Here is a 22,306-nt window from a genome sequence, read left to right on the forward strand (position 1 = left end):
GTCATTGAATCTAAGTAATCTCTGATTAATTCACCCGCGTATTCCACAGGGTTATCCACAGAGCTTTGGAAAAAGGTCGGACCAGGGGCTAGCGGCCCTTGTGATGCCGCTTTTGCGCGCGGCTGGGCGCGGGCTCCACGACCGCGAAGTTGATCTTGTGCTGCACCGGGTCGATGCGATCCACCAGCACGCGCACGCGCTCGCCGAGCGAGTAAGTCTTGCGCGAGCGCTCGCCGATGATCTGCTTGGTGTTCTCGCGGAAGGTGTAGCGGTCGTCGGTGAGGGTCGCGAGCGGCACCAGACCCTCGATGAACATGTCCATCAGCTCGACGAAGAAACCGAACTTGGTGACGCTGATGATCAGGCCGTCGAACTCTTCGCCGACCTTGTCCTGCATGAACTTCACTTTCTTCCATTCCACCAGCTCGCGCTCGGCCTCGTCGGCGCGGCGCTCGGTGTCGCTGGAGGATTCGGCGATCTCGTGCAGTTCGTCGAGGTCGATGGGACCGGAGACGGCCTGACGGCCGTCTCTACCGGATGTCCGAGATCCTTTGGTAGAGACGCCCGTCAGGGCGTCTCTCCGTTTGGACCATGGTGACGACGTCTCCGAATGTGCTGGCACGCCGCGCCCGCTCCCTTCTTCCTCCGCCAGGACCTCTTTCAGGATGCGGTGCACGATCAGGTCGGGGTAGCGCCGGATGGGCGAGGTGAAATGCGTGTACGTGGTCGCCGCCAGCGCGAAGTGTCCCTCGTTTTTCTCGGAATAGCGGGCCTGCTTGAGCGAGCGCAGCATGAGATACGACAGGATGCGCTCCTCCGGCTTGCCTTCGATCTTCTGCACCAGCTTCTGGTACATGCGCGGCGTGATGTGGACGTCTTCGGGGATCTCGATCATGGGCGCGCGGCGGCCGGTGCCGTAGCGCTCGCGGCGGTCGCTCTTCATCTGCACGCGCTTGATGGGAAGCGCCCCCACGCCCAGCGAGTAGCCAAAGCTCGCGGCGATGGTCTCGAAGTCGTAGACCTTCTTCGGGTCCGGCTTCTCGTGGATGCGGTAGAGCGAGGCGACGCCCTTCTGCTCCAGGTACGAGGCCACGCACTCGTTGGCCGAGAGCATGAACTCTTCGATCAGGCGATGCGCCCAGTTACGCTCGGAGCGCGTGATGCCGGTCATCAGGCCTTCCTCGAATTCGATGACCGGCTCGGGCAGATCGAAGTCGATCGAGCCGCGCCGCTGCCGCTTGTGGTTCAGAATGCCGGCCAGCTCGCGCATCAGCTCGAAGGCCGAGACCAGCGGATAGTAGCGCTCGCGCAGGCTGCGGTCGCCCTCGAGCACCGCATTCACCGCCGTGTAGGTCATACGCTCGGCGGAGCGGATCACGCCCGGGTGCAGCTCGTAGGCAACGATCTCGCCCTGGTGGTCGATCTCCATCACGCAGGACATCACCAGCCGGTCCACGCGCGGGCGCAGCGAGCAGATGTCGGTCGAAAGCTCGATCGGCAGCATGGGCACGGCACGGTCGGGGAAATAAACCGATGTGCCACGGAGGCGGGCCTCCTGGTCGAGCGCCGAGCCGTCGCTGACGTAATGCGCGACATCGGCGATGTGCACCTGGAGTTCGTAATTGCCGTTCGAGAGGCGGCGGGCGATGACCGCATCGTCGAAGTCGCGCGCGGTCTCGCCGTCGATGGTGACAATGGGCAGATTGCGGTAATCGCGCCGTCCGTGCACTTCGCGCGCCGTGATGATGGGCTCGATGGACTGGGCCTCCTCGATCACGTCGGCCGGGAACCGGTGCGGCAAGTGGTACTTGCGGATGATGATCTCGACGTCCACGCCGAAATCGTCTTCGTAACCGAGGACCTCGACCACGCGGCCGCGAGGGTTCTGGGTGGGCGTGGGCCAATCGGTGATCTCCAGGTCCACGACCACGCCTTCGAGATCGTCCCATTGGGACGTCCGCTTCGCTTCATCGCCGATCACGCGGTGCTGAGCGTGTTTCTTTGGTCTTGGTCCCTGCGCGTCCCCAGAGTCCTCCGCGGCCGGAATTTCGGCTCCGCGCGGGATGATCACGTCCTGCGTGATCTTCGCGTCGATGGGGGTGACGTAGTTGTAGCGGTCCCCGTAGTGAAAGGTTCCGACCACGGTCTCGTGGGCACGTCCCACCACGCGCAGGATGCGCCCTTCGCCTTTTCCGTCGGAGCGGACGGAGGTGAGCTCGACCAGCACGCGGTCGCCGTGCATGGCGGAGCCGATGGCTTGCGGGTTGATGAAGATGTCGCCGGTCAGGCCGCGCGGCGCTTCAGACTCGGGGGTGACGAAGCCGTAGCCGTCGCGGTGCATGCTGAGGCGTCCGACCACCGCGTTCCGGCTGGCGGCGGACTTGGGGATGGCGTAGCGGTCGCCGGGCATCGCGATCAGTTCGCCCCGTTTGACCAGCTTTTCCAGCCGTTCGCCCAGTTCCCGCCGTTCCTGGCCCCCTCGGACACCCAGTTCGTGCACCAACTGCTTGTACTTGGCGGTGGACTTGGGCTGTTGCCCGATTTTCTTCAGGATGTCGTTGTCGGAGATCATCGCTTGGCGGTCAGGGGCTTGCGGCCCCCCTACGGCTTCTCTTCTTCACGATACTCCGAAGGCAGCGGCGGCAGAGGGCCGCCTCCTCCGTTGTGCCGTTTCCGTTGCAGTACCTGCGGGAGTTCCGACCGGGTCGCCCACAGCCCGAAGGCCACCGCCGCCCCCCACGCCAGCGACACCACGACGACCGCTCCGAGGTCCGCACGCCGGCTGCCGTCCACGAACACGAACTGCACCGCGAAGAAGGTCACCGCCAGGGCGAAGACGCCGGTCAGCAGCGCTTTTCCGAGTTCCAGCCAGCGCATGCTGCCCAGGGGGACGAGTTTCTTCCGATGGAGGAGGATGGCGAGCGCGACCGTGTTGGCGAAGATGCCGATGTCGGAGGCGATGGCCAGTCCGATGACGTGATAGGTGCGAAACAGCCACGAGTACAGAGGCAACGAGGCCACGGTGATGATAGTGCCGGCGACCATGGGAGTGACCGTGTCGCCGGCAGCGTAAAACCCACGCGCATACAGGCCTTGCGCCGCCCAGAAAGCGAGCGACAGGGCGAACCAAAAAAAGTAGAGCGCGGTCTCACGCGAATCGGTGAAGTGGAATCGCCCGCGGCGATAGACCAGGTCCACGAGGGGCAGTGCGGCGGCCATCATCCAGGCGGTGATCAGGAATGCCACCGCGGTGACGCGGTACACGGAGTCGTTCACTGTCCTGGCAAACTCCTCGAGGCGCTTCTCGCCGAAGAGGCGCGCAAAGAACGGGAGCGAGGCTTGACCGGTGGCCTGGCCCAGCACCGCGATCGGCACGGCGAAGAGGCGCTTGGCGTAGTTCAGGCGAGTAATGTCGCCGGCGCCGCCGGAGGCGAAGTAGCGCAGGATCCAGTCGTCGGCCGTGACCAGAGTGACGCCCAGCATGAGCGGGATGGTCAGGGCCACCCACTCGCGGAAGCCGGGATCTCGGTGGTCGAAAGTCAGGCGATAGCCGATGCCGGTCTTCGAAGCTCCGAAGGCATTGACCAGGAACGGTCCGACGAAGCCGCCGGCGACCGCGCCCACCGCCAGCGAGGCGATACCCATGCGCCCGGATAGCACCACGCCGCCCAGAATGATGAAAACGTTGTAGAGGATGGGCCCCAGGGCGGGGAAGAGGAACAAGCGGCGCGAGAGCAGCACCGCCGAGACGATGCCGCCGACATAAAAAAAGATCTGCGCCGGCAGCAGGATGCGCGTCAGATACACGCAGAGCTCGAGTTGCTGAGTCGAGAAATGCGGGAAGATGACGCGCTCGATCTGGGGCGTGAACACTTCCAGCAGGCCGATGCCGATGACCAGCGTCGAGGTCATCAGGGTGATCACGACGGAGAAGGCCTTGCGCGCTTCCACTTCGCGGCCTTCGGAGGTGTAGCGGGTGAAGATGGAGATGAAGGTGATGGAGGCCGTGCCGCCGGCCACGATGTAGTTCAGCCAGTCGGGAAGGGTGAAGGCGGCGACGTAGGCGTCCGTCTGGAGGCCCGCGCCGAAGGCCCAGGCGATGTAGGCCTCCCGCACGTACCCCACGACGCGGGAGAGCATGACGGCGGCCATGAGCAGCACAGTCGCCGAAAGGGCGGAGTGCTGGTGCGACGGGCGGAGAAAACGTCCCAGCCCGCCCTGCGTGGGTGCCTGCTCGCCGGTGCCCATCCGCCGCGATTCTACACGACGCGCGCATCGTGCCGGCCCTTGCGCAGCAGAGAGGCCGGCGCGTACCCGGCGCAAACGCTACCCTGCGAGCAATCCTTGCATCCAGACTGTAAAATCTTCAGGTTCGTGGCTAGGCGGCTCGATTACAAAACTTTACACCGGGTCGGGATGCCGGTTCGTCTAAGCTGAGTTGGTAACATATTTTGCGGGCTCGTGTTTCTGTGGAGTGATGGGTGTGCCGCGCAGACCGGAAACTGCCCACACTCGGCCTTTCATCTGCTCATCAGGGGGACGAAGATTGCGAACACCCATACTAGCTGCATGCGCCGTACTGCTGACGCTTGTCTGCGCCGGCTGTGGGAAGTCGAATCCAAGCCAGGCGAAAGCGGCGCCTGCCCTGCGGGCCACGCCGGTGGGCGTCTCCGAGGTCCGGCAACGGGACGTGCCCATCGTGCTGGAGGGCCTTGGCACGGTGACCGCCTACAACACGGTCACGATTCGCAGCCGCGTGGACGGCGAGATCATGAAGGTCAACTTCCGCGAAGGGCAGGAAGTCCGCGCGGGAGACCTGCTGGCGATCATCGATCCCCGCCCCTTCGACGTGGCCCTGCAGCAGGCGCAGGCGACGCTGGCGCGCGACCAGGGGCAGTACGACACCGCGCGCATCAATGCCCAGCGCGACGAGACCCTGGCCAAAGAGGGCATCGTCGCGCAGCAGCAAGCGGACCAGTCGCGCGCCCTCTACGAACAGTTCCAGGGCGCCGTGCAGATGGACAAGGCGTCCATCGAGAACGCCAAGTTGAATCTGGTGTACACGCGCATCACGGCCCCGGTGAGCGGGCGCATCGGCTTGCGCCTGATCGATGCCGGGAACATCGTGCACGCCAACGATCAGAACGGCATGCTGGTCATCACGCAGATGGAGCCGATCGCGGTGGTGTTCACGCTCCCCGAGGACAACTTGCCCGTGGTGGTCGGCAGGATGAAGACGGGCGTGCTCCCGGTGGACGCCTTCAGCCGCGACGATCGGACGAAGATTGCAAGTGGGAAGCTGGAGACCATCGACAACCAGATCGACACGACTACGGGCACGGTGCGGCTGAAGACCGTCTTCGACAACAAGGACCGCGCGCTGTGGCCGAACCAGTTCGTCAATGTACACCTGCAACTGGAGACGCGTAAGAACGCCATCGTGGCGCCCGCCAGCGCCGTCCAGCGCGGACCGCAGAACAGCACCTTCGCCTATGTGGTAGGCGGCGACAGCACGGTGCAGGTCCGCACCATCCAGGTGGAGCTTACGCAGGGCCACACCGCCCTTATCGCCAGCGGACTTCAGCCCGGCGAGCGGGTGGTGACCGACGGGCAGGAGAAGCTGCAAGCGGGCATGAAGGTCGAGCCGCAAGCCGCGCAGCGCAACGCAGCGCAAGAGGATTCGGTGGGAAAACCTCTTCAGGGAACCCCGCCGAGGGCGGAAAACGCGGCACAAACCCCGGCTGCATCGCGCAGCCAGGGTGGAACACGGGGTGACGGCAGTGGGCCCGGTTCTGCCGGGACACGGCGATGAGCATCTCCCGTCCGTTCATTGAGCGGCCCATCGCCACCTCGTTGCTGATGGTGGGGCTGCTGCTGGTGGGGATGGTGGCGTATCGCGAGCTGCCGATCTCCGCTTTGCCTCAGGTCGATTATCCGACCATCCAGATCATGACGTTTTATCCCGGCGCGGCGCCGGACGTCGTGGGCTCCTCGATCACGGCCCCTCTGGAGCGGCAGTTCGGACAATTACCGGGCCTGAGCCAGATGACCTCCACCAGTTCCTTCGGCAGCTCGGTCATCACGCTTCAATTCACCCTCACCGAGAACATCGACGTCGCAGAGCAGGAGGTACAGGCCGCGATCAACGCCGCGGGCTCCTTCCTGCCGCGCGACCTGCCCAACCCGCCGCTCTACAGCAAAGTGAATCCGGCTGACGCTCCCATCCTGACCTTGGGACTGACGTCCACCACGACGCCGCTGCCGGAGGTGGAAGACCTCGCCGATACCACGCTGGCGCAGAAGATCTCGCAATTGCCGGGCGTGGGGCTGGTGACCATCAGCGGCGGGCAGAAGCCAGCGGTGCGGATCCAAGCCAATCCCGTTGCGCTGGCGTCGTACGGCATGAGCCTGGAGCAGTTGCGCGCCATGGTCGCGCAGGTGAACGTGGACCAGGCAAAGGGCCAGATCGACGGTCCGCGTCAGTCATTCACCATCGGCGCCAACGACCAGATCATGTCCAGCCAGGACTACGCCAACATCGTGGTGGCCTACAAGAGCGGCCACCCGGTCCGGCTGAAAGACGTGGCCACCGTCATTGACGGCGCCGAGAACGCCAACCAGGCGGCGTGGATGGGCAAGGACGGCCAATCCGTGCCGGCCGTGATCGTGAACATCCAGCGACAGCCGGGAGCGAACATCATCGCCGTGGTGGACAGCATCAAGCGGCTGCTGCCGCGGCTGCAGGCCACGCTTCCGGGGTCGGTGAAGGTCAGCATCCTCACCGACCGCACCGAGACCATCCGCGCCTCGGTCAACGACGTGCAGTTCGAGATGGCTCTGACCGTCGCGCTGGTGGTGATGGTCATCTTCCTGTTCCTGCGCAATCTCTCCGCCACCACCATACCCAGCGTCGCCGTGCCGCTCTCGCTGATCGGGACCTTCGGGGTCATGTACCTGCTGGGGTATTCGCTCGACAACCTGTCGCTGATGGCGCTGACCATCTCGACCGGCTTCGTGGTGGACGATGCCATCGTCATGATCGAGAACATCGACCGCTACCTGGAGGCGGGCGACTCGCCCTTCGAGGCTGCGATCAAGGGCGCGGGACAGATCGGCTTCACCATCGTGTCCCTTACGGTTTCGCTGATCGCTGTGCTCATTCCGCTGCTGTTCATGGGCGACATCGTGGGCCGGTTGTTCCGCGAGTTCGCGGTCACGCTGGCTTCGGCCATCATCATGTCCGCGCTGATCTCGCTGACCTTGACCCCGATGATGGCTTCGAAGCTTCTACGGGCCCAGCATGGCCGGAAGCAGTCCAGGCTGTACGAGATCACGGAACGGATCTGGAAACGGACGCTCGACTTTTACGCGCGGACGCTGAAGTTCGTCCTGCAGCACCAGACCACCACGCTGCTGGTCACGCTGGGCACGCTGCTGGCCACGTTCGTGATGTACTACTTCGTCCCCAAGGGCTTTTTCCCGGTGCAGGACACGGGCGTGATCCTGGGGATCGCGGATGCGCCGCAGTCCATCTCCTTCGCGGCCATGGCGCAGCGCCAGCAGCAGCTCGCCTCGGTGATCCTGAAGGACCCGGACGTCGCCAGCCTGTCGTCGTTCATCGGCGTGGACGGCACGAACATGACGCCGAACAGCGGCCGCATCCAGATCAACCTGAAGCCGCGCGACGAGCGCAGCTCCGACGCGACCGAGATCATCAACCGTTTGCAGCAGAACCTTGCGCAGGTATCGGGCATCACGCTCTACATGCAGTCGGTACAGGACTTGACGGTGGAAGACCGCGTCAGCCGCACGCAGTACCAGTATTCCCTGGAGGACGCGGACGTCCGGGAACTCGGTGTGTGGGTCCCGAAGGTGGTGGCAAAACTGCAGACCATCCCCGAACTCAAGGACGTGGCCAGCGACCAGCAGAACAACGGGCTCCAGGCACACCTGGTGATCGACCGGGACACCGCCTCCCGCCTGGGCGTGACCATGCAGGCGATCGACGACACGCTATACGACGCTTTCGGCCAGCGCCAGGTCTCCACCATGTTCACGCAGTTGAACCAGTATCACGTGATCCTGGAGGTGGACCCGCAGTTCCGCACCGACCCTGACGTGCTTAAGAGCATCTACGTGCCGGCGCAGGGCGGAGGAGCGGCCGGTCAGGCGCTGACCTTCCAGGGCAGCGGGATCCCGGTGCAGGGCGCCAGCACGTCCACGCAGGGTGGGACGCAGGTTCCTCTGTCGGCATTCGCACACTTCGAGACCGGGACCGCGTCGCTCGCGCTCACCCACCAGGGACAGTTCCCGGCGGTGACCATCTCGTTCAACCTGGTGCGCGGCGAGTCACTGGGCGCGGCGGTGAAGGCCATCCAGAATGCGGAACAGGAGATCGGGATGCCAGCCAGCGTCCATACCACGTTCCAGGGCACGGTGCGGGCGTTCCAGGCCTCGCTGGCCAACGAAGGCTGGCTGATCCTGGCCGCGATCATCACCGTCTATATCGTGCTCGGGGTGCTGTACGAGAGCTACATCCATCCGGTCACCATTCTCTCGACCCTGCCATCGGCCGGTGTCGGCGCCATTCTCGCCCTCACGATCTTCCGCATGGACTTGGGGGTGATGGCGCTGATCGGCATCATCCTGCTGATCGGCATCGTGAAGAAGAACGCCATCATGATGATCGACTTCGCCCTGGACGCAGAACGCAATGAAGGCAAGAAGCCGCTGGACGCGATCTACGAGGCGTCACTGCTGCGCTTCCGGCCCATCATGATGACCACCTTCGCGGCCCTGTTCGGCGCGGTGCCGCTGGCGTTCGGCAGTGGCGCAGGGTCGGAGTTGCGCCGGCCGCTGGGCGTCACCATCATCGGCGGTTTGATCTTCAGCCAGGTGCTCACGCTTTACACCACGCCCGTCGTCTACCTCTGGTTTGACCGGCTGGGACGGGTCTTGCAGCGCTGGCGCGCGCCCAGCCCGGAACCGGCCGTGGGGGATTAGCGTGAGCGTCTCCACTCCATTCATCCAACGGCCGGTCGCGACCACTCTGCTCACCATCGGCCTGTTGCTCGCCGGCAGCCTCGCTTACAGGCAACTGCCGGTAGCTCCGCTGCCGCGAGTGGATTACCCCGTCATTTCGATCGGGGCCGGACTGCCGGGAGCCAGCGCGGAGACCATGGCGTCGGCGGTGGCAACGCCTCTCGAGCGGCAGTTCGGACGCATTGCCGGCGTGAACCAGATGACGTCGGTGAGCTCGCTCGGTTCCACCAGTGTCACGCTGCAATTCGATCTCAACCGGAACATCGACGCAGCGGCGCGCGACGTGCAGGCGGCCATCAACGCGGCCCGCGGGCAGCTGCCCAGCAACCTGCCCAACAACCCCACCTACCGCAAGGTGAACCCCGCCGATGCCCCTATCCTGATCCTCGCGCTCACCTCCGACACCACGCCCACCCCGCGCGTGTATGACGTGGCCGACTCCATCCTGGCGCAAAAGCTGTCGCAGGTGGAAGGCATCGGGCAGGTGTTCGTGGGCGGCTCCGCTCCTCCCGCCGTGCGCATCGAGGCCAATCCGCTGCAGTTGAATGCGCTGGGCATCGGGCTGGACCAGGTGCGGACCGCGGTCGCGGCGGCCAACGTCAATCGCCCCAAGGGCATGCTGGCGGACAAGGACCAGAGCTTCACGGTGACGGCCAACGACCAGTTGAAGACCGCCAGCGACTATCGGCCCATCATCGTCGCCTATTCCAAGGGTGCGCCGGTCCGCGTGGGCGACGTGGCGACGGTGGAAGACTCGCTGCAGGACATCCGCAACGCGGGCGGGTACAACGGCAAACGCGCGGTGATGATGATCCTGTTCCGGCAGCCCGGCGCGAACATCATCGCCACCGTGGACCGGGTACGCGCCGTGCTGCCCCAGTTGCAGGCCTCGGTCCCTCCCGCAATCAATGTCCAGATCGTCCTGGACCGCACCACCACCATCCGGGCTTCGGTGCAGGACGTGCAGCGCACTCTGATGCTGTCGGTGTGCCTGGTGGTGATGGTGGTATTCCTGTTCCTGCGAAACGTGCGCGCGACGCTGATCCCCGGCCTGGCCGTGCCGCTCGCCATCGTGGGCACGTTCGGCGTCATGTACCTGCTCGACTATTCCATCGACAATCTATCGCTGATGGCGCTGACCATCTCGACCGGCTTCGTGGTGGATGACGCCATCGTCGTCATCGAGAACATCATGCGGCACATCGAAGCCGGTATGAAGCCGTACGAGGCGGCGCTGCTGGGCGCGAAAGAGATCGGCTTCACCGTGGTCTCCATAAGCATCTCTCTGGTGGCGGTTTTCATCCCCATCCTGCTGATGGGCGGGCTGGTCGGGCGGCTGTTCCGCGAATTCGCCGTGACCATCAGCACTGCCATCGTCGTCTCCATGGTCGTTTCGCTGACCACCACTGCGATGATGTGCGCCAAGTTTCTCCAGCCGCTGAAGAAGCAGCCCGGGAAGCTCTATCGCTGGAGTGAGCGGGCCTTCGAATCCATCCATCACACCTACCGGGTCGGCCTGAGCTGGATCCTGAATCACCGCGGGATCGGACTGGCGCTGACTCTCCTGATCATCGCGCTGAACGTCGTGCTCTACATCGTGATGCCGAAAGGGTTCTTCCCGCAGCAGGACACCGGCCGCCTCATGGGCAGCATCCAGGCCGAGCAGGACATCGCCTTCGACACCCTCAATACCAAGGTGCAACAGTTCGCGGCCATCGTGAGAAGCGACCCGGCGGTCGAAGGTGTTGCCGCTTTCGCCGGCGGAGGATTGAACGCCTCGAACTCGGGCCGGATGTTCGTCACGTTGAAGCCATTGCAGGAGAGGAAGGTGTCGTCGGACCAGGTCATCAACCGGCTGCGCCCGAAGCTGGCGCGCATCCCGGGCGCGACCTTGTTCCTCCAGACCGCGCAGGAGCTGAACGTGGGCGGGCGATTCGCCGCCGCGCAGTTCCAGTACACGCTTCAGGGAGAGGACCTGGCGCAGTTGAACGAGTGGGCGCCCCGATTGCTGGAGAAGATGCGAGCCATGCCGGTCCTGCGCGACGTCAACACCGACCAGCAGATCAAAGGCCTGCAGCAGGAAGTCGTCATCGACCGGAGCACCGCGTCGCGGCTGGGCATCACCCCGCTGCTGATCGACAACGCGCTCTACGACGCCTTTGGCCAGCGCCAGATCTCGACCATCTACCAGCAGCTGAACCAGTACCACGTGGTGCTGGAGGCCGATCCCGCGTACCGCAACAGTCCCGATTCCCTCAAGAACATCTACGTGCGCTCCAATGCGGGCCAGGCGGTGCCGCTGGCGAGCTTCGTGCGATTCGGTCCGGCCAACGCTCCGCTGGCTGTAAACCACCAGGGACAGTTCCCATCCATCACCATCTCGTTCAATCTGGCGCCGGGGACCTCGCTGGGCCAGGCGACCCAGGCGATCGAGTCTGCCGAGCGCGACATCGCTTTCCCGGGCACCATCCACGGAAGTTTTCAGGGCACTGCCGCCGCTTTCCAGGAATCCCTGAAAAACGAACCCTACCTGATCCTGGCTGCACTGGTCGCCGTGTACCTCGTCCTGGGCGTGCTCTACGAAAGCTACATCCACCCCATCACGATCCTATCGACGCTGCCGTCGGCGGGCCTGGGGGCGCTGCTGGCGCTGCTCATCACGGGGATTGACCTTAACGTCATCGCGCTGATCGGCATATTCCTGCTCATCGGCATCGTGAAGAAGAACGCCATCATGATGATCGACTTTGCGCTGGAAGCCGAGCGCAAGCACGGCAAGTCGTCGGAGGAGTCGATCTTCGAAGCGGCGCTGCTGCGCTTCCGCCCCATCACTATGACCACCATGGCGGCGTTGCTGGGTGCCACGCCGCTGGCGTTCGGCGGCGGGACCGGCTCGGAACTGCGGCGGCCGCTGGGTGTCGCCATCGTCGGCGGACTGATCGTCAGCCAGATGATCACGCTCTTCACCACACCTGTCATCTACCTGTACATGGATCGCCTGCAGATGTGGTGGCTGCGGCGGAAGACGCACGCACCCGCGGCACGACCGGTACAAGTCCACTAGCGCGCAAGACGGCCCGGGCGGGCATCGTGTAGTCTGTCGCGCATGAGATTCCGCGTCCTCTGCCTCTTTTTGCTGATCGCCGTTTCCGCGGCGGCGCAGCACCTGGTCAAGCAAGACGTCTTTCAGGCTGTCTCGCGGGAATACTCCGGCGAGAACGCGCAAGAGAACATCCGCGCCATCATCGAATACCACCGCATCCAAGGCAGCCCCATGATGGCGGACGTGGCCGGGAAGGTGGTGCTCGCGAAACTGCACAGCTACGGGATCGAAGCCATGATCGAGCAGCTTCCATCCGACGGCGCCAGGAAGTACGCCACTTTCCTATCGCCCATGGGATGGGACATGCGCGGCGGCGAGCTCTGGGTGGAAGCGGCGCCTGGCGCTGACTTCAAGCCCTACCGCCTTTGCCGTTACTCCGACGCGCCCATGTGCGTCGCCACGTATTCCAAGGGGGGCGAGTGGTCGGGAGAGTTGGTGGATGTCGGCGCCGGTACCCGCGACAGCGACTACCAGGGCAATGATCTGAGCGGCAAGGTCGCGCTCGCTTCCGGCTACGCGGGCGACGTGGTGCGGGAGGCGGTGGTCAAGCGTGGTGCTGTCGGTGTTGTCATCTACCCGCGCGCCGACGATCGGCCGGAGCATCCCTTCATGGTCCGCTACAACGGCGTATGGCCGCGCGCCGGAGAAGAGGACAGGACGCGCGGCGGGTTCATGATCTCGGCGGCGCAGTACGGCGAGCTTCAAAAGTTAATGAAGAAGGGGCCGGTGCGCGTGCGCGGGAAGATCGACGCCAGCTACGTCCCCGGCCAGCTCACGCTGGTGCATTCCTGGATCCGCGGCAGCGAGAAGCCGGATGAAGAAGTCCTGATCACCGGGCACCTCGACCATCCCAAGTGGAGCGCCAACGACAATGCCAGTGGCTCGGCGGCCATGATCGAGATGGCGCGCACGCTGAGCGTACTGATCAAGGGAGGGAGAATCCCGGCGCCGCGCCGGACCATCCACTTCATTTGGGTTCCCGAATACTACGGAACCATCGCGTACCTGGCTTCCCATCCCGAAGTGCGCCGCTGCGGCCCGTGGGACGACCCGCGCCCTGCGCCTGCGAAGGTGACGTGCGCCATCGCCGACATCAACATGGACATGGTCGGTGAAGACACGGTCAAGACCAATGGCCGCTTCTATTTCACGCGCACTCCGGATTCGGTGCCGTCATTCCTGGACGCGCTCATGGAAGATGTTCTCCAGCAGACACGCGAGGCCAACCTGTTTGCGCCCACCGGCACGCACAACTACTGGCCGACCGAAGTCGTTCCCTACGTCCAGGGCAGTGACCACGACATGTTCCTCGGCCTCGGCATTCCCTCGACCATGCTCGGGCACGATCCCGACTGGACGCACCATACCAGCGAAGACACGGTGGACAAGACCGACGCCAGCGAGCTGCTGCGCGTGGGCACGATGGCAAGCGCGGCGGCGGAATTTATGGCGAGCGCCGGCTCGGATGAGTGGCTGCGCATGAATAAACGCGCGATCGACGAAGCCTCAGCGAGATGGCAAGTACAGGAGAGAAGGCTGACTGAGTTGAATGTACGGCACGATTACCGAGTCACTGCCTTCCGCAACAAGGATGCGCAAGCGCCACTCACCGCCCCGCTCGATTGGGCCTCGATTGTGGAGCCGATCCATGGCACAGGGCCCCGCCGCCTCACGCTCCCGCCCATCGCGCCGATCGCGCTGGAAGACCTCACCGGCGACGACAAGAACTGGTGGGAGGAGCAGGACGCGAGATTCGCCTCCTTCTTGGAAAGCTTACCGACGAAACCGACCTTTGATCTGCTCGTCTATGAAACGGTGAATTTCATGGACGGCCACCGCTCGACCGCCGACATCGCGGGAATGCTCTCCGCCGAGTACCTGATGCCCTTCGATCAGGCGTGGGTGGATCGGTTGGTGAAGATCCTCGCCGACCGCAAGCTGGTCGCGCTCAAATAAGAAAGGCCGCCGTTCCCGGCGGCCTTTCGGGTCGGAGAACGGTTACTTCTTCGGCGGAGTGGTCGTAGCCGCAGGTGCCTTGGGTGCGGTCGGGCGCGACGTCGAGGTCGGAGCTTTGGGGCTAGCAGGCGGCGCGACGCCGGAGTCGCGGTTGTAGGCGTCCACCACTTCCTTGGTCACGTCCACCTGGGGCACTGCCCACAGCAGGGGGCTCTGCGGATCGCCCGCCGTGTAGTTCAGGATCACGGTGAAGGCGTTGGCCTGCGCGTACTTCTCCAGGGTCTTATAGACCTTGGCGCCGACCTTGCCGAAGAGCTCGTTCTGCTCGCGCTGCGCCTCGGCCTGCGCATCTTCCAGATTGCGTTGCAGGGTCTTTTGCTTGGTATCGATGGACCGGGTCAGACTGGCGCGGGCGTCGTCATTCAGCTTGTCGCCCTGGGTCTGGAGCTGTTTCTTGAGGTTCTCCACCTCGTCGCTCTGGTTCTTCAGCTCCTGCTGCTTGGGGTCGAACTTCTTCTGCAGGGCTTCGAATTCGCGCTGCCCTTCATTGGTCGCGACCACGGCGCGCTGAAAATCGATGATCCCCACCTTGGTCGAGACTGCAGCGGGAGTGGTGGTTGGAGCGGGATTGGCAGCGGCGCTGCCCGTCTGCGCAAAGGCGGCCAGCGAGAGAATGACGGCCGTCACTAGGACTGCGGGAGTGAGCTTGCGTGTCATCGGATGTGCTTTGAGCTCCTTAGGAGAATCTTCGGGAAACCTCGGAAACCTTTCGGGACTACAGCGGCATGGGCTAGCTGCGCGGCCGGATGAGCCGGGGACCCGAAAAAATCTCGCAGATGCTGCGAGTGCACACAATTATAGAGCTACTGCGGAGCCAGCGTCAAACCAGCAAGGCCCCTTAGAACGTCGTGGCTACGCTGAAGCGGAAGGTGTGGCGCGGCTCCACCAATTTGAATCCGGAGGCCTGCTGCTGCAACTGCTGGAAGGTAAAATCCCCGGCTCCGCCCGGCGGAAACATGGCCCGGGTGATGAGGAACGGCGGCGTCGCGATCGAGTTCAGGATGAGCGGGTTCCACGCGTAGTAAACGCGCATCGGTGCATTGACCACCGGCATCAAGACCTGGAATTCCAGGCCCGTGGACATCCGCGGGACGTAATTCGAGCCGCTGACGATCTTGAGGTCAGGTGCGAATGGGCCCAATAGCGTGCCCCCAGCGCAACTGAAGGTGACGTCCAGAGAGGGGCAGCCGAACGCCGTCGTGTTCAGGGCTGTCAGCGTCTGGTCGGAGACGCGCAACTGCGAGTTACGCAGGATCATGTTCATTCCGAAGTCCATGAAGGCGGCGAGCGTCACCGGGCCGGCGATGGGCATACGGTATTCGACGTTCGAGATGACGCTGGTGTCGCCGCCAGGAATCACGATGCTGTAGATGGGTACGGGCACCGTGACCGCACCCAGGCGCGGGTTGCTGGGGTCCCGCAGAACGGCGGTGCCGTCTGGGTTCGTCAGGTTCACGTTGAAATTCTGGACGATGAAGCCGTACGGGCCGACCGTGCGGATGTCGAAACCGCGGAGGTCGTTGTCGCCCCCCAGATACATGCGCTGGAATGGCGGGGCCACAAGGCCGCCGAACCCCGTGATAAACGAGCCTTGGACGCGGAAGCCCAAGGTCTGGTGTCCGTCGGAATTCGGCTTGATCCCCTTCATGGGGGTCCAACGCTTGAATTCGACGACCGGGCGGATGTCGCGCACGTTGCCACCCAGTCCGGCGATCTCGGTCGCCAGGTACACGCTCCGACCCCGGGTGGGGTGCATCGGGCTGTCAATGGTGCTGAAGGAGAACGACGGGATCACCTTGCTGGTGATCACGCCTTCCAGGGCGTTCGGTCCGGAAAAGCCGCGGAAGGCGAGGTTCTCGAACAACTGCTGCGACGCGGTGCTGAACGTGGTCACCGACGTGCGGTCGATCGAGTATGTGATACCTATGCGCTTGAACGACCGCCGGAGCGCGTAGCTGGCGCTGGCGGTGAAGCCGGTGCTGGACTGGCTGTAGTCCTGGAGAGTGTCGAGCACATTCTGGGGCAGGTTGACCTGCTGGCCAGACGCCAGGCTCACCTGCTGTGCCTGGTTGTATTCGTACTTGGTGCTGAACACCGTGAATCCCAGTTGGAGCGGGCGATCGAAGGCGTACGGCTCGGTGAAGCCGAAGGTGAGGTTCCGCTGATAGCTACCAATATTGAAGTCCACGGTCAACGTCTCACCCAGTCCCAGGAAGTTGTTCGTCTGGTAGTTGAGGCCGACGAACGACCCGGCCAGACCGCTGACGCCACCGGTGAGACCGATCGAGTTCTTGCCCTTTTCCTTGACCTTGAGCGTGATATCGACCGTGCTTTCCTGGTTGTTCTGCTTGATGTCGGAATCCTGGTCGGGTTTGAGCGGCTCGAAGTAATTGAGCTGATTGAGGCGGAGGAGGCTCAGCTCCCAGTACTTGCTGTTGTAAACGTTGCCTTCCTCCAGGGCCAATTCGCGGCGGATGACCTTGTCGCGCGTCGTGGTATTGCCCTGGAACTCGATGCGGCGCACGTAGAAAGGCTTGCCCTCATCGACGTCGATGTCCAGCGTGATCAGGTGCTTTTCGTCGTCGATCTTGGTGTCGGGAACAGCCGTGAAGTTGATGTAGCCAAGTTCACCGTAGGCATCGCGCAGGTTTTTCAGGCCCTTGCGCACCATGGTGGTGTTGAATAGTTCTCCGTCCTTCATGGGGAAGAGGCGGCGAAGCAAGGCAACGCTGGTCACCGCCTTGTTGTTCTTGAAGGTGATGGCCGCCAGGCGGAAGCGCGCCCCTTCCTCGACCGGAATCGTGATGTCCACGGCCTTGCCGCCACCTTTGCGAAAAAGCCAGGGGAAGCCGGGAGCGGTGTCGCGGATCTGAGTCTTGGGGTCCTGCACCAGGGCCTTGAAAAAGCCCTTCTGCTGGTAGGCGTCGCGGACACGTTCGGTGTCCTCCTGGAGCTTGGTCGCGTCGTAGGTGCGGGAAAAGACGTTTTCCAGGATGATCGAGTGCGGGATCCCGATCGGCTTCAGGTTCTTCATCGCGTCCCGCAAGTAACGGCCGCTCACCGTGTTGTTGCCTTCGAAGCTGATCTTCCCGACCTTCACCTTGGGGCCTTCGTTGACGATGAAGGTCACGGCCACGGCCGCGGGCGGGATGGGTCTCACTTCCGGTCGGATGGTCGCGAACTGGCGGCCGTGCTCGGACAGGAGCTCTTTGAGCACGACCTCGGCCCTTTTGATCTTGGTGGGATCGTACTGGTTCTCGACCGTCAGCCCGACCTTGCGCTCCTTGAAGCGATCGAGCACGTCGCTCTGCGAGACCGAGTTCAGACCCTGGTAATTGATTTCGCGGATGGTGGGCTTCTCTTTGACGTAGAAGTGGATGATGTAGCCCTTGGCGCTGTCCTCGCGCTCGATCCGCAGGTCCTCGAAGTACCCGGTATTCCACAGGGAGGCGAAATCGCGCTGCAGAGCGGCTTCGTCATAGACGTCGCCTTCGCGGGTGAAAATGCGGGCGCGCATGGTCTCGGCCGGGATGCGCCGGTTGCCGTGGATGCGGATTCCCTCGATGAGCTGTTGCTGGGATACGGAAGTCCCCGTCAGCAGAAACAGGAGGCCGAGCACTGCCAGAAGCAGGGATTTGGTGGCGCCCGTGGGAATCACAGGCACTTCCTGATGAGAACCGAAAATAGGACACCCTCAGTCTGGGATCGAAGAAACGGTGATTATAGAAGAGTCACAGTCGATTGACTAGCGACGCGCTGCCGGGGTTACGCGCTCCACCTCGACCAGCGCAGAGTAAAACACCGGGCCGCCGCCCATGTCGGCCACGCGGTCCGAGGTGAGCACGTTGATGTTCTTCCCCTGGGCCGAGAGTTTGGCCCAGTTCAGCCGGGCGGCAACCACTCCCGCACGCACCGCTCCGTTCACGCGAGCGGTCAGGCGCACCTCGCCGCGGCGGTTGAAAACGCGGACGGGATCGCCGTCGCGGATGCCGCGCACCCCGGCGTCGGCCTGGCTCATCTCCAGGAGTTCGCGTTCCTCCATCGGTTGCAGGGAAGGAAGGTTGCAGAAGGTGGAATTTAGAAAGTTGTCGGCCTTGCGGCCCAGCAGTTCGAGAGGGAAACGCGCGGCTTCGGGCACGTGGCGCGATTCTGGGGACGGTTTGAATGCCGCCACCGGATCCAGGCCGTGCGCGGCAAGGCGCTCGTTGTAGAGTTCGGCTTTCCCGCTCGGTGTGGCGAAGTTGCCGAGGGCAAAGGGGAGGAACGGCCCATCGCCGAGATGCAGGCGCACGTGGCCCTCGCGCTCCAATCGTTGGCGATCGATCCCCTTCACCCAAGCGTGCCCGCTCGAGAGTGTGGCGTCGATGGCCGCGTCCACGCTTTCGCGGAAGCAGTCTTCGGCGAACCCCATGCGCTGCCCAAGTTCGCGGAACAAGTCGAAGTTCGAGCGGCACTCGCCGATCGGGTCTATGGCCGCGTTCGAGATCTGCACGAAGTAATGCCCGTACCCGGTCTGCAGCTCCTTATGTTCGAAGAACGTGGTTGCGGGCAGGACGATGTCGGCGTAATCCGCTGTATCGGTGAAGAACTGCTCGTGCACGACGGTGAACAGGTCTGGGCGCGCGAAACCGCGCACCACCTCGTGGTGGTTGGGCGCGACCGCCACCGGGTTCGAGTTGTAAACGACGACGGCCTTCACCGGCGGATCGGCGACCGTGTTCAGTACCTTGCCGATCTCGATCATGTTGATGACGCGCGCGGGGCGTCCCAGCGCCACATTCATCAGGTCAGGGCGCTCGAGGTGCGCGCGATCGAGGGCGTACGCGCCCCCGGTCGAGAGCTGGAGGCCGCCGCCGACTTCTTTCCACGATCCGGTGATGCAAGGCAGCATAGTGACAGTGCGCACGGCCGTGCCGCCGCTGTCGCACCGCTGAATGCCGTAGTTGAGGCGGATCGCCGCCGGACGTACGGTGGCATACTCGCGCGCCAGCTTTACCACGTCGTCGGCCGCGATGCCCGTCCACTGGGCGACGCGCTGCGGGCTGTACTCCTTCACTCGCTCGCGAAGCTGTTCGAAGCCGACGGTGTATCTGGCCACGTAATCGGCGTCGTACAGGTCCTCGCCGATGATGACGTGCATGAGGCCGAGCGCCAGCGCCACATCCGTCCCGGGATTGATCGGCAGATACCAGTCGGCGCAGGCGGCGGTGCGCGTCTTGTAGGGGTCGATGACCACCAGCTTCGCGCCCTTGCGCCGCGCCTCCTCGATGAACGGCCAGAGGTGGACGTTGTTACCGTGGATGTTCGCGCCCCACGCGATGATGTACTGCGAATGGCGAAATTGCTCTGGCTCGGTGCCCAGCTTCACTCCGAGGACGGACACGATGCCTTCGGTCCCCGCCGAAGAGCAGATGGTGCGGTCCAGTTGCGACGCGCCCAGGCGATGGAAGAAGCGCCGGTCCATGGAGGCGTTGTTGAGCACGCCCACCGTGCCGCCGTAAGAGTAGGGAAGGATGGCCTCGGGTCCGAACTCTGTGGTGATGGCGCGGAAGCGGGTGCAGATCTCGTCGAGCGCGGCGTCCCAGGTGATGCGCTCAAAGTCGGCGGCGCTTTTCGTCCCGCCGCCTTTCTTCCCCTTGCGCCGCATGGGGTAAAGCACGCGATCGGGCGAATAGACGCGGTCCAGGTACTTCGCCACCTTGGCGCAGAGGAAACCGCGCGTGACCGGATGCGCCGGATCGCCCTTGATCTTCGTCGCCCGGCCGTCCTCGACGGTGATGAGCACACCGCAGGCGTCCGGGCAATCGTGCGGGCACGCGCCATGGACGATCCGCTTCATCCTCTCCCCCGAGGGATGATTATACGGATTTCCGCGCCGTTATCGCCCCTCACTGCTCGCACATCGCTGCGTTTAGCTATAATCCAGGGTTTTGAATCTCAGTCGAGGCGGCTACTGAAATGGCCCAGGCAACCATGGCGTCGATCCCCGCTCTCAAAGAAGCGTTCCTCCAACTTCGCACCCGCATGGACAAGGCGGTGGAAGACTTCCGTAAGGAGCTGGCGGCGACCCGCACCGGCCGCGCGTCGGTGCACATGCTGGACGGCGTCCGCGTGGAGTACTACGGCTCGGAGTTGCCGCTGAACCAGGTGTCGCAGGTACACGCTCCCGAAGCGCAGTTACTCACCGTGACTCCGTTCGACCCTTCCGCCCTGGTGGCCATCGAGAAGGCCATCCGCACCGCCGACCTCGGACTCAACCCGATGAACGACGGCAAGATCATCCGCGTGCCCGTGCCCGCGCTCACCGAGGAACGCCGCAAGGAGATGGTCAAGCACCTGCACAAGGCCCTGGAAGAACACCGCACCGCAGTGCGCAACATCCGCCGTGACGGCAACGAGAGCATCAAAAAGGCGCTCAAGGACAAGAAGATCACCGAGGACGAGGACCGCCGCTCCCACGATGAGCTCCAGAAGCTCACCGACGACGAGATCAAGAAGATGGAAGAGCTAAGCAAGGCGAAAGAGAAGGAAGTGATGCAGGTGTGACCTGCATTCTCTCTGCAGGACAGAAAGCTCGCCCTCGGGCGAGCCTTCTTCCTGGCAGGTGGAACCTAAGCGTTGATCAGCGACCCGACCTTCTCGCCTGTCACGACGCGCTTGATGTTGCCGCGCTTGTTGAGGTTGAAGATGACGATGGGGATATTGTTTTCCTGGCACATGGTGATGGCGGTCAGGTCCATCACCTTCAAACCCTTCTTCACTACGTCCATGTAGCTGATGTGGTCGAACATTTTGGCGTCTTTCACGCGGACGGGGTCGGCGTCGTAGATGCCTTCGACCTTCGTGGCCTTCATGATCACGTCGGCCTTGATCTCGTTGGCGCGCAGGGCGGCGGCGGAGTCGGTGGAGAAGTAAGGGTTGCCGGTGCCGGCGGCAAAGATCACGATGCGTCCTTTCTCCAGGTGGCGGAGGGCGCGGCGGCGGATGAAGGGCTCGCAGATCTCGTTCATCTCGATGGCCGACTGCACGCGGGTGAAGGCGCCGACTTTTTCCAGCGCGTCCTGAAGCGCGAGTGCGTTGATGACAGTGGCCAACATACCCATCTGGTCGGCGGAGACGCGGTCCATGTCTTTGGCTTGCTCGGCCACGCCGCGGAAGAAGTTGCCGCCGCCGACGACGATCGCGATCTCCACCCCCAGGTCGCGCACTTCTCTTAGCTCGGCCGCGATCTCGGCAATTCGCTGGGAGTCGATGCCGAACCCCTTCTCGGCGGCCAGCGCCTCGCCAGAGAGCTTCAGCAGGATGCGTTTGAATGCCAGTGCCATCGCGTTAAGTATAAACCCCGAAGGAAGGGGCTGGAGCGCGCACAAAGAGAAAGGCCGTGCCCTGCGGCACGGCCCTGATTCCATGGCCCAGTCTACTTCTACTAGGGCTTTTGCTCGCCAGCGGGCTTGCTGAAGGCGATCGTGGCGGCGGGCTCGCCCACCTTGAAGCGGGCGAAGCGCCGGACCGAGATATTCTCGCCCAGCTTGCCGATCTTGCTGGCGATGAGCTGCGACACCGAGATGGTCTGCTCCTTGATGAAGGGCTGGTCGTACAGGCAGACTTCCTCATAGAACTTGCTCATCTTGCCCTCGACGATCTTTTCCACCACGTTGGCCGGCTTTCCGGTGGAGGCCGCCTGGGAGCGGTAGATGTCCTTCTCGCGCTCATAATCCTCGGGCGTGACATCCTCCTTGCGGACGTACTTCGGGTCGCTGGCGGCGATGTGCATGGCCAGGTCGTGCAGCAGCGCCTGGAAGTCGTCGGTGCGGGCGACGAAGTCGCTCTCGCAGTTGACCTCGACCAGCACGCCGATCTTGCCTCCGGCGTGGATGTAGCTGGCGACCGAGCCCTCGCTGGTGGCGCGCGAGGACTTCTTGGCAGCGGTCGCTACGCCCTTCTTGCGCAGCACGACGATAGCCTGCTCGATGTCGCCCTTGGCTTCGGTCAGGGCGTGCTTGCAGTCCATCATGGGAGCGCCGGTCTTGTCGCGGAGCTCCTTTACCTGTGCGGCGGAGATGTTCATAGCTGTCGTACCCATGATTGCCTAACAACCTTTCGCTTCAGATTAGATTCGTGGGCGCGGCGTCACGACGCACACGC

General features: G+C 63.6%; 12 protein-coding genes. 5 read left to right on the forward strand and 7 right to left on the reverse strand.

Going from position 1 to position 22,306, the window contains the following annotated elements; all coding sequences use genetic code 11:
• Positions 1 to 88: 88 nt before the first annotated feature.
• Positions 89 to 2,572 (reverse strand): RNB domain-containing ribonuclease, encoded by a 2,484-nt coding sequence (locus LAN37_13740; GenBank protein ID MBZ5648271.1) that lies wholly within the window; start codon positions 2,570 to 2,572, stop codon positions 89 to 91.
• 29 nt (positions 2,573 to 2,601) lie between these two features.
• Positions 2,602 to 4,248: a murein biosynthesis integral membrane protein MurJ gene (murJ, locus tag LAN37_13745; GenBank protein ID MBZ5648272.1), complete on the reverse strand. Its 1,647-nt coding sequence runs from the start codon at positions 4,246 to 4,248 to the stop codon at positions 2,602 to 2,604.
• 229 nt (positions 4,249 to 4,477) lie between these two features.
• Between murJ and LAN37_13750 the strand changes: the two genes are divergently transcribed.
• Genes LAN37_13750 through LAN37_13765 form a run of 4 tightly spaced genes read left to right on the forward strand, consistent with a single transcriptional unit; the run spans position 4,478 to position 14,101 of the window.
• A complete protein-coding gene (locus tag LAN37_13750) occupies positions 4,478 to 5,812 on the forward strand; it encodes an efflux RND transporter periplasmic adaptor subunit (GenBank protein MBZ5648273.1) in 1,335 nt (444 codons plus the stop codon).
• On the forward strand, positions 5,809 to 9,003 hold the full coding sequence (locus tag LAN37_13755; GenBank protein ID MBZ5648274.1) for an efflux RND transporter permease subunit: 3,195 nt from the start codon (positions 5,809 to 5,811) through the stop codon (positions 9,001 to 9,003). Before LAN37_13750 ends, LAN37_13755 begins: the two co-directional genes overlap by 4 nt.
• A 1-nt stretch (position 9,004) precedes the next feature.
• Positions 9,005 to 12,106, forward strand: coding sequence for a multidrug efflux RND transporter permease subunit (locus LAN37_13760; GenBank protein ID MBZ5648275.1), 3,102 nt, complete (start codon positions 9,005 to 9,007; stop codon positions 12,104 to 12,106).
• 42 nt (positions 12,107 to 12,148) lie between these two features.
• Positions 12,149 to 14,101, forward strand: a complete 1,953-nt coding sequence (locus tag LAN37_13765; protein ID MBZ5648276.1) for a DUF4910 domain-containing protein — start codon at positions 12,149 to 12,151, stop codon at positions 14,099 to 14,101.
• Positions 14,102 to 14,143: 42 nt separating this feature from the next.
• On the opposite strand, the gene LAN37_13770 is transcribed toward LAN37_13765, so the two are convergent.
• The 3 genes from LAN37_13770 to LAN37_13780 form a co-directional block, all read right to left on the reverse strand.
• Complete coding sequence (locus LAN37_13770; protein ID MBZ5648277.1) at positions 14,144 to 14,818, reverse strand: OmpH family outer membrane protein; 675 nt, start codon at positions 14,816 to 14,818, stop codon at positions 14,144 to 14,146.
• Between the two features lie 181 nt (positions 14,819 to 14,999).
• Complete coding sequence (bamA, locus tag LAN37_13775; GenBank protein ID MBZ5648278.1) at positions 15,000 to 17,780, reverse strand: outer membrane protein assembly factor BamA; 2,781 nt, start codon at positions 17,778 to 17,780, stop codon at positions 15,000 to 15,002.
• A gap of 126 nt (positions 17,781 to 17,906) precedes the next feature.
• Positions 17,907 to 20,000, reverse strand: a complete 2,094-nt coding sequence (locus LAN37_13780; GenBank protein ID MBZ5648279.1) for a molybdopterin-dependent oxidoreductase — start codon at positions 19,998 to 20,000, stop codon at positions 17,907 to 17,909.
• A gap of 119 nt (positions 20,001 to 20,119) precedes the next feature.
• On the opposite strand from LAN37_13780, the gene frr reads away from it, so the two are divergent.
• Entirely contained in the window at positions 20,120 to 20,707 is a 588-nt protein-coding gene (gene frr, locus LAN37_13785) for a ribosome recycling factor (GenBank protein ID MBZ5648280.1), read from the forward strand.
• A gap of 65 nt (positions 20,708 to 20,772) precedes the next feature.
• Here the strand turns inward: frr and pyrH are convergent, their stop codons facing one another.
• The gene (pyrH, locus tag LAN37_13790) at positions 20,773 to 21,486 is read right to left on the reverse strand and encodes a UMP kinase (protein ID MBZ5648281.1); all 714 of its coding nucleotides are present in this window, start codon (positions 21,484 to 21,486) and stop codon (positions 20,773 to 20,775) included.
• A 101-nt stretch (positions 21,487 to 21,587) separates the two neighbouring features.
• Positions 21,588 to 22,229 (reverse strand): translation elongation factor Ts, encoded by a 642-nt coding sequence (gene tsf / locus LAN37_13795; GenBank protein MBZ5648282.1) that lies wholly within the window; start codon positions 22,227 to 22,229, stop codon positions 21,588 to 21,590.
• Positions 22,230 to 22,306: the final 77 nt, after the last annotated feature.

Source organism: Terriglobia bacterium (assembly GCA_020073495.1).
GTDB lineage: Bacteria > Acidobacteriota > Terriglobia > Terriglobales > Acidobacteriaceae > JAIQFD01.

What these genes read in the sequence shown, in the direction of transcription:
- murJ (MBZ5648272.1), bottom strand. Translation starts at nt 4,248, where the DNA reads ATGGGCACCGGCGAGCAGGCACCCACGCAGGGCGGGCTGGGACGTTTT.
- tsf (MBZ5648282.1), bottom strand. Translation starts at nt 22,229, where the DNA reads ATGAACATCTCCGCCGCACAGGTAAAGGAGCTCCGCGACAAGACCGGC.
- LAN37_13765 (MBZ5648276.1), top strand. Translation starts at nt 12,149, where the DNA reads ATGAGATTCCGCGTCCTCTGCCTCTTTTTGCTGATCGCCGTTTCCGCG.
- LAN37_13740 (MBZ5648271.1), bottom strand. Translation starts at nt 2,572, where the DNA reads ATGATCTCCGACAACGACATCCTGAAGAAAATCGGGCAACAGCCCAAG.
- LAN37_13770 (MBZ5648277.1), bottom strand. Translation starts at nt 14,818, where the DNA reads ATGACACGCAAGCTCACTCCCGCAGTCCTAGTGACGGCCGTCATTCTC.
- LAN37_13750 (MBZ5648273.1), top strand. Translation starts at nt 4,478, where the DNA reads ATGGGTGTGCCGCGCAGACCGGAAACTGCCCACACTCGGCCTTTCATC.
- LAN37_13780 (MBZ5648279.1), bottom strand. Translation starts at nt 20,000, where the DNA reads ATGAAGCGGATCGTCCATGGCGCGTGCCCGCACGATTGCCCGGACGCC.
- LAN37_13755 (MBZ5648274.1), top strand. Translation starts at nt 5,809, where the DNA reads ATGAGCATCTCCCGTCCGTTCATTGAGCGGCCCATCGCCACCTCGTTG.
- pyrH (MBZ5648281.1), bottom strand. Translation starts at nt 21,486, where the DNA reads ATGGCACTGGCATTCAAACGCATCCTGCTGAAGCTCTCTGGCGAGGCG.
- frr (MBZ5648280.1), top strand. Translation starts at nt 20,120, where the DNA reads ATGGCCCAGGCAACCATGGCGTCGATCCCCGCTCTCAAAGAAGCGTTC.